The sequence below is a fragment of the Hymenobacter sp. genome, assembly GCF_036387835.1.
In the GTDB taxonomy this organism is placed as follows: domain Bacteria; phylum Bacteroidota; class Bacteroidia; order Cytophagales; family Hymenobacteraceae; genus Hymenobacter.
Genome location: NZ_DASVSY010000050.1, coordinates 15,681 through 28,040 on the forward strand (window position 1 = coordinate 15,681; position 12,360 = coordinate 28,040).

Below are 12,360 nucleotides of genomic sequence, written 5' to 3' on the forward strand. Positions count from 1 at the left end.
ACGCAGCGTACTTCCTTCTGAATAAAAGGTGTGTCATAAACAAACAGGTGAGAATTTGGATGGGGAAACAAGGAAAACCAGCGGCACTACTTAGTTTGATTTTCCCACCGCTGGCGAGGGAAGGCGGCCCAGAATGGGCGTCGGTACACTTTTCAGAATCTTTTGCTCGGGCTTGAGCAGTTCCAGCACCACTACTTCGTTGGCACCCTTTTTCAGCCACTCCACCGGCACGTACACCGTTTGCTGCGGCCCAATGCCCCAGTAGCGCCCCAGCGAGTGGCCGTTGACCCAGATGCTGCCCTTGCCCCAGGCTTGCATGTCGAGGTAGGTGTCGCCGGTTTGGCTGAGCGTGAAGGTGCCGCGCTTCACCACCGGGCCAGTTGAAGTGGCGGCGGTGGTTTTGCCTTTGAACAGGGAGGCATCAACCCGGTCGAAGGGCAACCCGAACATTTGCCAGTTTTTCACTTCCTGCTTACCAAGCATAACCTTCTCGGTGATGCCTTTGCGGTTTTGCAGCAGGTATTTGCCGAAGTTGATCCGGCCCAGGTTTTCAACCAGAATATCGAGTTGCACCTCGCCTTTGGGCAGCGTTACGCTGAGGCTGTCTTGCTTGAGGCGCCGGTCGAGCACCCCTACCCGCTTGCCATTGACATACACCAAGCCGTAGTCCCGCAAATCTTTAATCTTCAACATCTTGGTGCTGCCACCCGCTACCTTGCTCCGGTACAGCACGAAGCCGTAGGCCTGGTTTAAGTCTTCAAAGGAAAGCGGCGTGGCATTGCTTTTCGGAGCTGGCAGCACGTCGAACAAACTGGCGGTTTCAGTGAGCTGCATGGCGGGCAGCGTAATGGCGGGCTTGGCTGCGGGCACGGCCGGCAGCTTGGTACCCGCCGGCAAGTGCTTCTCGATTACGCTGCGGAAAGCCATGAACTTAGGCGTAGCATTGCCGGCCTCGTTCAGCGGTGCGTCGTAGTCGTAGCTGCTGATTTGGGGCTCATAGGCAACGGAGTCGCTGAAGTTGGCGCCGTTTAGGAAGCCGCGGGTGGTACCGCCGTGAAACATGTACATGTTGATTGATAGGCCAGCAGCCAACACCGTATCGAGGCGGCCGGTGTAGTTTTTGGCGGACACGGTGTGGTGCGGGGCGCCCCACCAGTCAAACCAGGCCGGATACCACTCCGCTATGAAGTAGGGGCCTTTGCCGTTGTGGTTGGTACGCACTATCTGCTTCACTTCGTCGGGCTTATCGAGGCCGTTCACGGCGGGCAGCAGCCCCGGCAAGTGCCCCTGGGCTACCTTAGCGGCGGGGTCGCAGGTGTAAAGCAACCCATCGAAGCCGGCTTCCAGGAACAGCTTGCGGTTCAGGTCGAGGTACTCTTTGTCACTGGCGTAGAAGCCGTACTCGTTTTCCACCTGCACCATCAGCACCGGCCCGCCGTGGTTGATTTGCAGCGGCGCCAGCTGCTTGCCTACTTCCTGAATGTAGGCCCGGTACTCGGCCAGAAACTCGGGCGACCTGCTGCGCACGACCAGACCTTTCTCGTTTTGCAGCCAGTATGGGTAGCCCCCGAATTCCCACTCGGCGCACACGTAGGGGCTTGGGCGCAGCACCACCCACAGGCCTTCTTCCTGGGCCATCTTCACGAAGGCGGCAATGTCGTTGTTGCCGGTGAAATCGAACTTGCCTTTCTGGGGCTCGTGCAGGTTCCAGAACACGTAGGTACCAATGGTATTGAGGCCCATGGCCCGGGCCATTTTCATGCGGTGCCGCCACGCCTCGCGCGGTACGCGGGGGTAGTGCATCTCGCCGGAAATCATCTGGAACGGCTTGCCATCGAGCAGGAAATTTTCGTCGCCTAGCGCAAAGGTGTGCTTAGCCTGCTGAGCGACGGCGGGCGGCAGCGTGACAGTCAGGACGAACAGCAGTAATAGGTGGAGTACTCTTCTCATAAAGGGTGGTAGGTTTTGTAAAGAGGCGGATCAGGAAGCTCCACGGCAGCTTCAATCGATTGCACAACTCCGATAGTAGTACAGGCCCGCGGCCCGCGTCGGAGGTAGCTATAGCTATTGCCAGAGTTGGTGGAAGGTGCTGCGCTTCCTTATTAGCAGGAGAGTGGCAGCAAGACCAGCGAGCAGTTCATCAACTTATCTGCAGGCTGGTACCAGGAAGTTTCAATACTTTGATTTGATAAAGCTACCGGGTCGAAATGGGTTGAAACAGGGGAATTTTAGTAAAAAAACGGGGGTAAATTGGTCTGAACCCAGTAGCGACGAGGTTATCCGGACTTGTTTCGCAAGAAGACCTGGGGCATACAAGTCAGAGAAAAGGGATAAATTGGTCTGGGTCGGAAAAGGAGCTAGAGGAAGGAGGAGCCAGGCAGTATGAAATCTGCTTTGATGCCGCAAGACATTCGCGGCCAATCGGGGCTCACTTCACGCCGCTGTCCAACCTCTGCCTTACCCAAGTTCAATTCCTGCCCAAGCTGTTCTTTTGTTTTCAAGCCTGTTGCAAGGCTCAGTACATATGAAGTGGTTACTTACCCAAGCTCTGTGCCTCTTCCTGCTGGGAATGGCATGCCCTACCAGCTTGGCCCAAAATGCCCCCAGTGAATTTCGCTTCGAACACCTGACCGTAAACGACGGCCTGTCGCACAGCGACGCCATGGCCGTTACGCAGGACCGCCTGGGCTTCCTCTGGATTGGCACCAACCGGGGCGTCAATCGGTACGACGGCTACGAGTTGAAAAAGTACATCCTGCCGGTCAACCCCCTGAACGGCCTGTCCGGCAACCGGGTCCGGGCCTTGCACGTGGGCCGCGACGGGCGCCTGTGGGTGGGGGCCGAAAGCAGCGGCCTCAGTTTGTACGACGCCGACCGCGACCGTTTTATTGATATCAACGAGCACCAAGTCCCGGCGGCGCTCCACAGCCTGGCCCGCCGGCTGGCCCAAGCCGATGTGGCAGTTATCACCTCCGACCCGCAGGGGCGCTTGTGGGTGGGTACCCAGCGCCAAGGGGTGTTTGTGCTGGACTTCGACGCGCAAGGGCGACTGCGCAACCTGCAACAGGTTCCGCTGGCCGAAGACAACCGCAACGACTACCAGGTAATGAGCGTGGTAGCGGCGCCGGAAGGCCAAATCTGGCTGGGCACCCTCGGCGCGGGGCTCCGGATAGTGGAGGCTGGCACCGCACTCCCAAAACCACTGGTTGCCCGCAAAGCTCCCCTGGCGTTGGCTACCGTGCGCAGCATACACCTCGACCGCCGCGGCGACCTTTGGCTGGGCACCAACCGGCAGGTATTTTGGGTGTCGCGCCAGGATCGGCTGCGCGTTCAAAACCTGGACGCTCATCCCCTACCCCAGGCCTGCCGCGACATTCACGATGTTCGCTTGGACACGTTTGGGCGCTTGTGGGTAGGCACCGATTACGGCTTATATCTCTGGCAGGCTGGCACCGTTACGGGCAGCACCCCACCCGTGCAGCTCACCAAACCCACCCTGTTTCTGCCCGTGGGCGGCGACCCGTTCAGCTTGCAGTCCGAGCGGGTGCACCAGCTCTTCGAGGATCAGGATCAGGTGCTGTGGCTGGCGGCTTCGGCCGGGGGCCTGAACAAGGTGGACCTGCGCCAAAAGCCGTTCGGGCAGTTGCAGCACCAACTAACGACCAAGCCCACCCTGCCCAACAACTACGTGAACACCATTTACAAAGAGGAAGCGAAAAACCTGCTTTGGATTGGCACGCGTAACGGCTTTTCCTGCTACGACTTAGCGCGCAAAACCTACCGCAATTACCTGAGCTGGCAACAATCGAGCGACTCGACCGGTGTGGATGTATCGGCGGTGGTGCAGGCGTCGGATGGCACCTTGTGGCTCGGCACCCGCACCCACGGCCTCTACACGCTCAAACGTGAAAACGGCCGCGAGAAGATTACGCCCTTCGCGGCCCTGTCGAACCAGCCAGACCAAGTAACTACCAGCGTAGAAACCATCGTGGAGGACCGTTTCGGGACCATGTGGGTAGGCACCTTCAACGCGGGCCTGGCCCGCTTCAGCCGCTCCGGCAAGCACCTGAAAACCTACAGCGTAGGTACGGGATTACCTACCGACCATTTCACCTACCTGCTCTACGACCCCAAGCAAGACTTGTTGTGGGCTAGCACCCGCGATGCAGGCCTGCTGAAGCTGCGCGTAACCGCCGATTCGCTGGTATTACTCAAGCAGTTCAGCCACGACGAGCGCAACGCTAATAGTCTGAGCGTTAACTATGTGTGGCCCTTGCTGCAAGACCGCCAGGGCACGCTATGGATCGGTACCATTGGCGGAGGCCTCCACCAGTTGAGCACCGACGCGCAGGGCCGCGAGCATATTCAGCGCTGCAGTCAGTGGCTGCCCGAGAGCGACGTGGAGAGTTTGCTGACCGACGAAGACGGCCACCTCTGGATTGGGGCTACGGGCTTGTACTGCGTCACGCCCAGCACCCACCGCTACCTGCGCTACGATGTGGCCGATGGTCTGCAAAGCAATGCTTTCAAGATTGGGGCCGCCTGCCGGGCGCAGGATGGCACGTTGTATTTCGGCGGCATCAACGGCATCAGCTACTTCCAGCCGCGCACCATCCGGGCCAACCCGTATCCGCCCGTGGTGCGCATCACTGGCTTCCGGGTGGCCAACAAAACCGTGGCCGTCGGTGATACCATCAACGGGCGCGTATTGCTGACCAAGGCGTTTGCTCATCCGCAAACGATTGCCATTCGAGCCGACGAAAACGACTTTTCGGTGGAGTTTGTCGGGCTAAACTACGCCACGCCCAAAAAGCACCAATATGCCTACCAGTTAGTGGGTTACAACGCCGATTGGGTTGCCGCCGCTCCCGGACAGCGTACCGCCAGCTTCGCCAACCTGCCGCCTGGCGACTACACGTTTCGAGTGAAGGCCAGCAACGGCGACGGGCTCTGGTCGACCAAGCTGGCCACCCTGCAACTGACTGTGCTGCCGCCCTGGTGGAAAACCTGGTGGGCGTACCTGCTGTATGGCTTGGCTTTCATGGGCGCCCTGCTGGTTTACCGCCGCGTGACCATGGCGCAGCAAAGCCTGGAGAATAAGCTTGCGTTAGAGAAATTCCGGGTGGAGAAGGAGAAGGAACTTACGGATTTGAAGCTGAGCTTCTTCACCAACGTTTCGCACGAGCTGCGCACGCCACTTACCTTGATTTTGGGGCCCATGGAAGAGCTGCTTTCGGCCGCCAACCGCTTCACGGGCTTCAAAGACAACATCGTGCTCATGCACAAGCAAACCCGGAAGCTGCTGGAGCTGGTGAATCAGCTCCTCGACTTCCGTAAGGTAGAAGCCGGCAAGGTGCCACTGCGGGCCACCCGCGCCGATATGGTGGGCTTTCTAACCGAAATCTTTCTGATTTTCAAGCTGAAAGCCGAAGAGCGGCAACTCTCCTACTCGCTGCTGCTGCCGCCCGAGCCCATAGAGCTTTACTTCGATGCCGGTAAGCTGGAAATCGTGCTTACTAACCTGCTGGCCAATGCCTTCAAGTACACCAAGGAAGATGGCAGCATCACGGTCACGGCCGCGGTAATAGGGCAGCCGAGCGGCAACGCCGTCTTCGGGCCGAATGGCTTGATGGACAACTACCTGGAAATAAAAGTTATCGACCAGGGCATTGGGATGCCACCCAACGAATTGGCCAATATTTTCGACGCGTACTACCAGGCTTCTCAAACGGAAACCCTGCGCATGATGGGCACGGGCATCGGTTTGTCGTTGGTGAAGCAGTTTGTGGAGCGCCACGCCGGCGAAATCACGGTGACCAGCCAGGTGAATCAGGGGGCAACATTTACGGTCCGTCTGCCCTTCGGCCATGAACATCTAACGCCCAACGACTTCGGGCCCGAGGTGCCTGCCGATGAACAGCACCTCTCTGCCCCCGCCGCGGCCACTGCCCTGGGTACTGATCAACTGGTTGATTTAACAGAGCAAGCTTTTGCCAGTCCGCCGCGTTTGCTTATCGTCGAGGACAACACCGATTTGCGGCAGTACCTAGAGCAGTTGTTTGACTCGGAGTTCGAGGTGACCGTGGCCGCCGACGGCGTGGAGGGTTGGGAAAAGGCGCAAGCCCTACTGCCCGATTTGGTGTTGAGCGACATCATGATGCCCCAGAGCGACGGATTGGAACTCTGCCAAAGAATCAAGCAACACCCTAAGACGCTGCACATTCCGGTGCTGTTGCTTACTGCCCGCACGGCGGCCGTGCACGAGCTGGAGGGCATGGAAAACGGTGCCGACGACTACATCAGCAAGCCTTTCAACCCCAAGATTCTCCACGCCAAAGTCTCGGCCGTGCTGCGCAACCGCGCCAAGCTGCGGGAGTTCTACGAGCGCCAGATCTTACTGGAGCCTACCAAGGTGGTCATCCCGGAAGTTGACAAGCTTTTCCTTGAACAAGCCATGAAAGCGGTGGAAGACAACCTCGCCGACCCAGAATTCAACGTGCAGGTGTTGCTTCGGGAAATGGGCATGAGCCAGTCGTTTCTCTACCGCCGCGTGAAAAGCATTACCGGCCAGTCGGTGGTGGAATTTATTCGCGACGTGCGCTTGAAGCGGGCCGCGCAGCTGCTGGCCGGCACGCAGCTGCGAATTTCCGACGTGGCCTACCAAGTGGGCATCCAGGATTTAAAGCACTTCCGCACTATGTTTCAGAAGTTGTACGGCATGTCGCCCTCCGAATACGCCAAGCAGCACCGCGGAGGCGAGCAGGTCGGGTTAGTGGTACACTAATCGGCTGGCTTACACTTGGCACCAACAAGCAAAAAGGCCCACCCGGTTACCGGGTGGGCCTTTTTTGGTTTCAGGCGCAAAGCTTACTGACCTAGCTTGGCTTTCAGGTTTTGGTCAAGCGCTTCCAGGAACTCCTCGGTGTAGAGATAATCCCGGCCGTGCTCCACCTTGTTGCCGTGGATACAAACGGCCAGGTCTTTGGTCATCTTGCCGCTTTCCACGGTTTCGACGCACACCTGCTCCAGGGCGGTGCAGAAGTCGATGAGTTCCTGGTTGTTGTCGAGCTTGCCGCGGAACTCCAGGCCCCGGGTCCAGGCGAAGATGGACGCAATAGGGTTGGTAGACGTTGGCTTACCTTTCTGGTGGTCACGGTAGTGGCGGGTTACGGTGCCGTGGGCGGCTTCGGCTTCCATCACGGTGCCGTCGGGGGTAACCAGCGTGGAGGTCATCAAGCCGAGCGAGCCGAAGCCTTGGGCCACCGTGTCGCTTTGCACGTCGCCGTCGTAGTTTTTGCAGGCCCACACGAAGTTGCCGTTCCACTTCAGGGCCGAGGCCACCATGTCGTCGATCAGGCGGTGCTCGTAGGTGATGCCGGCAGCGCTGAATTTCTCGGCGTAATCCTGCTCATAAATCTCCTGGAAGATGTCCTTGAAGCGGCCGTCGTACTTTTTCAGGATGGTGTTCTTGGTCGATAAATACAGCGGCCAGTTTTTCATCAGGGCCTGATTGAAGCAGGCGTGGGCGAAGCCCCGGATGGATTCGTCGGTGTTGTACATGGCTAGGGCCACCCCGTCGCTTTTAAAGTTGAACACTTCAAACGACTGCGTTTCGCCCCCGTCTTCGGGGGTGAAGGTGATGGTGAGCTTGCCTTTGCCTTTGGTCAGAAAATCGGTGGCGCGGTACTGGTCGCCGAAGGCGTGGCGGCCGATGCAGATGGGAGCAGTCCAGTTCGGTACCAAGCGGGGCACGTTGCTCATCACAATGGGCTCGCGGAAAACCGTGCCGTCGAGGATGTTGCGGATGGTGCCGTTGGGCGACTTCCACATCTGCTTGAGGCTGAACTCCTTTACCCGTTCCTCGTCGGGGGTGATGGTGGCGCACTTGATACCGACGCCGTACTGCTTGATGGCGTTGGCGGCATCAACGGTAACTTGGTCGTTGGTTTCGTCCCGGTATTCGATTCCCAGATCGTAGTATTTGATATCCAGTTCCAGATACGGAAGGATCAGCTTGTCTTTGATGAACTTCCAGATGATGCGCGTCATTTCGTCGCCATCAAGCTCTACTACGGGGTTCGCTACGTTGATTTTGGCCATTATCTGTGGTTGGGTTTGGTAGGTTGTTGCGGTGACACTAGGCTTTGTGATACAGGTTTGCGTGCTTGCCACCTAGCCGACAGGAGCACGCATCAGGCTTTTTGCCCGCGCCAAAGTATGGAATAATATGCGTTATTGCTGGCACCCCAAGGCACGTATTCCGGCGCCTGGTTGGTAGTCAGGAGCTTCCGACAAGTCTACTTTACAGACTACTACGGCGTAGGAGCCATTTCAACGCAGATCAGCGCATTTGCGTTAGAGGCTAACGCATCAACAACCTGTTCGCTTTCAAGAAAGCCCTGATGCACTTACCTGCCGCCCTGTCTGGCTTCCCCGCAACTGATTTTCCCATGCACATCAGCCTAGCTGAAACCGACGAAGACCTGCGCGACATTCTGGCCTTGCAAAAACAGAACCTCGTTGGCCGGTTGCCAGCCGATGTGCAGGCGCGCGAAGGATTTGTTACGTTGCAGTACACGCTGGCCGAGTTGCAGCAGCTCCACGCCGTAGCACCTAGTATCATAGCCCGAGCAGACGGCCGCCTGGTAGGCTACGCGCTGGTGGCAGTGCCAGCGGTCCGCGGCTACGTGCCACCCCTCGACGACCTGTTTGCCATGGCCGAGACGTTGCCCTACCGTGGTAGCCTGTTGGCCGATTATCCTTACTACCTCATGGGGCAGATATGCATCGCCGAAGGCTACCGGGGCTTGGGCTTGTTCGACCAGCTTTATCAGGCCCACCGCACCCTCTATAGCCCGCACTATCAAGTGCTGGTGACGGACATTTCGGCCCGTAACGCCCGCTCCCTCCGCGCCCACAAACGGGTAGGGTTCCAGGAGCTGCACCGCTTCCTGGACCCGACGTCGCAGCAGGATTGGGTGGTAGTAGCGTGGGACTGGCAACCGATCAGCCAAGCCGGGTAGCCCGCCGCTTTTTATCACCGCCTCACCTATCCAGCCACGCTTTGAAGGCGGCTACTTTTTCGCGGCTGACCAGCACGGTTTCGCCTTCGGGGGCGGCGGGCTTGAGCACGGTTTGGAGGCGGGAATTGGTGTAGTGGATGATGTCGTGGATGGAATCGGCGTGGGCCAGGTAGGCGCGGTTGAGGCGGAAGAATTCGGTAGGATCAAGCATCTGCTCTAGCTGCTCCAGGGTGTAGTCGACCACAAAGCGGCGGCCTTCGCGGGTATGTAGCAGCGTGACTTTTTCCAAGCTGGCGAAGTAGGCAATCTGCTCCACCGGAACAGCCTTCAGGTGCTCCCCCACCCGCACCACAAAGCGCGACTTATACTCCTTAGCGGGCTGCGCCTGCTGGAGCACGCGCGCCAGCAAGGCCGCATCGAAAGTTGGAGTAGCCGCTTCGCGCAGCTGCCGCAGCTTGGTTAGGGCCGCCGTTAACTCGTCGGGGTCAATGGGCTTGAGCAAGTAATCGACGCTGTTCACTTTAAACGCGCGCAGGGCATACTTGTCGTAGGCCGTAGTGAAGATAACCGGGCTGCGGATTTCCAGCCGCTCAAATAGCTCGAAGCTCAATCCATCGGCCAGGTGAATGTCCAGAAACAGCACGTCCGGCGCCGGGTGTAGCGCCTGAAGCAGCGCCTCGGCCTCCGCCACCGATTCGGCGGTGCCTACTACTTCCAAGGGCGGCTGCTGCTTTTCGAGCAGCCCGGCCAGGCGGTTGGCGGCCAGCGGTTCGTCTTCAATAATCAGGGCGCGTAACAGTGGAGTAGATGGAAAGGCCATAGGCGAAGGTAGGGAGCAGGGCTGGTGTTGCCGGCCCTGAATGTAAAGCGAAGTTTCACTTCGCGAGGCGCCGGAATATGGTCGGCTGCACATTACCCCGACGGCGCTTACGCGAGGCTCAAGTTGTTCTGGCGGTACTTACGCGAGTCGCGAAGTGAAACTTCGCGTTACATTCTCCGGCTTATTCCAGCTCCAGTACCGGCAGCGTGACGATAAACTCGGTTTCTGTTTTCTCCACGGTCATCGGCTGTGAAGTCAGGAAGGCATAGCGGGCGGCGAGGTTGCGCAACCCCAAGCCGGTTGACTCGCCGTCGGGCACGCGGCGGTAGCGCAAGGCGTTGCGCACCACCAGCTGCCGCGTGGCCGCATCGAGCGTGATGCTGATGTGCAGGGGCTGCTTTTGGCTGGTGGCATTGTGCTTGAGCGCATTTTCGAGGAGGAGCTGCACGGCCAGCGGCGGTACCAGCAGCTGCTCCAGGTCGGCGGCGGGCGGCAGGCTAATTTCCACTTGCAGGCCTTCGCCAAGGCGGGTGCGCTGCAAAAACACATAGGCTTCCACGAAGCGCATTTCCTCTGCTAGCGTTACCACTTCCTGCTCCTGGCTGTCGAGCACGTAGCGATACACGGTGGCCAGCTGGCGCACGAAGCGCGTGGCGCGGGCCGGGTCGTTCTCTTCAATCAAGGAAGTCAGCGCGTTCAGCGAGTTAAACAGAAAGTGCGGGTCTACCTGCCGGCGCAACGAATCGAGACGGGCCACGGCGTTTTCCTTTTCTACCCGCTCGGCCCGGATGGCGGCCTCGCGCCACTGCAGCAGAAACGAGCGGCTGTGCAGAAACATGGAAATGATGAGCGTAATTATCAGGGGCACCAGGTAGTCGCCCCACGTCCCCGAATCGAGCAGCACCCGCCACGACTGATGCCAGTACAGCACCATAAACGAAGCCTGCACCCCCACAATCACCACCAACGAGCCGCCCAACAACATAAGCAGCGTCACCAGCAGCCGCCGCAACGGCTGGTCGGTCCAGGGCATTCGGGCATTCAGCCAGTTCACCATGTAGCCATTGATCAGCCACAGGCCCACCGTGTACGTGATGGTGTAGGCGAAGGTCACAGGCCAGATTTTCCAGCCGTTCAGCGTACTCAGCCCCACACTAATCCCTAAGCTCACCAGCAGTAGAGTCCGCACAGTTTTGCCTATAGTACGCCAGGAGCGGTTGTCGGGCAGGTAGCCAGGCGTGAAGTCAGACATAGCGGAAGCGGCAGAGGTTTGCATCAAGTATAGGGGGAATTGATGGTTGATTGGCTGATTTGTTGGAGTTTGTCACTTCCCTCTTTCGGAGTTGCACCCTTCCCTCTTTCGGAGTTGCACTCCGAAAGTCACCCGCCGCGGAGTTGCTCTCTGCCCGTCCACGACGTTCTTGGCGGTTTGTTCTGGCGGGCGGAGTGCAACTCTGCAACGGGTGGCTTTCGGAGTGCAACTCCGAAAGAGCAGTGAGAGCGGTGACCGGCACAACGATTCGAGCGAGATGCTTCGACTACGGCTCCGCACCCTGGCTTGATGCGCCACATGCTCTGCATGACCGTTCTTTTCCCTTCCCTCATTCCTTCAGTTACTCAGCTACTCATTTGCTGGCGGTGGCTTCGTACTGTTTCAGGATGCCCGCCAATTGGCCTTTGCCCCAGGTGGGGGCGATACTGGAAGCGGGCTGGAAAGTGTCGAAGCAGGCTTTGGCTTTGTCGTAGTAGGGTTTGGCAGCTTCAGGCCCGCCCCCAAACATTTTAGGCCGGAAATTGAGGTCGTTGCCGCGTACCAGGTACACGCGCGGGTTGCCGGGGTTCAGCTTTTCGGCTTGCGCAAGGCTCTCCCCCACCTTGGTTGTGTACTGCATGGCCCGCGTCATCGGCGACACCATAATGCGGCCCTGGTAGAGGTAAGCCTGCATCACGGCCAGCTCGGAAGCATCGGCGGCGGGTTGCTTGCGGGCCTGATCCAGCGCGGCTTGGGCCTGGTCGAAGTACTTGTCCTGCCCCTCACCGTCTTTGGCAAAGAAGCCCAACCGTACGTAGCCGTAGGCCTGGTAGTAGCGGGGCAGCCAGTCGGCGGGCATCACAGCCGCGGCCCGCTCGAACTTGCTGATGGCCTGCTGAGTAGCGGCCGGGTCGTTGGTAGTCAGCAGCTCCTGGATGGTAGCGGCCATCATGTTGATGTAGGGGCTGGCGGCAGAGGCAGCCGGGGCTGGAGCGGCGAGGGTTGGCTGCTGAGCCAGGGCGGCGAAGGAAGCGGCAACGAGGGCGAGGGTGAACAGGGGCTTTTTCATGACGTGGAAAATGGTTTGTGGTGGTTGAGTGATTAAAGGTGCGCGGCCGGCGGCGGCCTTGAAATTTGCTGTTACCGAAGCGTCGGATTAGGCGGATGAAGCGTAGGCTCTGTTAGCTGACCTGAACTGCCGCGTAGCGGCTAAAGGTTTGTAGCCCTGAGTTGGTCGAGTGCGGTAGCGCCGCGTAGCGGTGCCA

General features: G+C 58.9%; 7 protein-coding genes. 2 read left to right on the forward strand and 5 right to left on the reverse strand.

Annotated elements, in window-relative coordinates:
• Nucleotides 1-90: 90 nt before the first annotated feature.
• A complete protein-coding gene (locus VF639_RS09925; protein WP_331145742.1) occupies nt 91-1,950 on the reverse strand; it encodes a glycoside hydrolase family 35 protein in 1,860 nt (619 codons plus the stop codon).
• Nucleotides 1,951-2,569: 619 nt separating this feature from the next.
• On the opposite strand from VF639_RS09925, the gene VF639_RS09930 reads away from it, so the two are divergent.
• Nucleotides 2,570-6,784: a hybrid sensor histidine kinase/response regulator transcription factor gene (locus tag VF639_RS09930; protein WP_331145743.1), complete on the forward strand. Its 4,215-nt coding sequence runs from the start codon at nt 2,570-2,572 to the stop codon at nt 6,782-6,784.
• Between the two features lie 83 nt (nt 6,785-6,867).
• Here VF639_RS09930 and VF639_RS09935 read toward each other — a convergent pair whose 3' ends face one another.
• Nucleotides 6,868-8,100: an isocitrate dehydrogenase (NADP(+)) gene (locus VF639_RS09935; protein WP_331145744.1), complete on the reverse strand. Its 1,233-nt coding sequence runs from the start codon at nt 8,098-8,100 to the stop codon at nt 6,868-6,870.
• Nucleotides 8,101-8,402: 302 nt separating this feature from the next.
• Between VF639_RS09935 and VF639_RS09940 the strand changes: the two genes are divergently transcribed.
• Complete coding sequence (locus tag VF639_RS09940; RefSeq protein ID WP_331145745.1) at nt 8,403-9,023, forward strand: GNAT family N-acetyltransferase; 621 nt, start codon at nt 8,403-8,405, stop codon at nt 9,021-9,023.
• A 22-nt stretch (nt 9,024-9,045) separates the two neighbouring features.
• On the opposite strand, the gene VF639_RS09945 is transcribed toward VF639_RS09940, so the two are convergent.
• From VF639_RS09945 to VF639_RS09955, 3 genes are all read right to left on the reverse strand, one after another.
• Nucleotides 9,046-9,843, reverse strand: a complete 798-nt coding sequence (locus VF639_RS09945; protein WP_331145746.1) for a LytR/AlgR family response regulator transcription factor — start codon at nt 9,841-9,843, stop codon at nt 9,046-9,048.
• A gap of 181 nt (nt 9,844-10,024) precedes the next feature.
• Entirely contained in the window at nt 10,025-11,119 is a 1,095-nt protein-coding gene (locus tag VF639_RS09950; RefSeq protein ID WP_331145747.1) for a sensor histidine kinase, read from the reverse strand.
• A gap of 349 nt (nt 11,120-11,468) precedes the next feature.
• Nucleotides 11,469-12,164: a hypothetical protein gene (locus VF639_RS09955; protein ID WP_331145748.1), complete on the reverse strand. Its 696-nt coding sequence runs from the start codon at nt 12,162-12,164 to the stop codon at nt 11,469-11,471.
• Between the last annotated feature and the right edge of the window lie 196 nt (nt 12,165-12,360).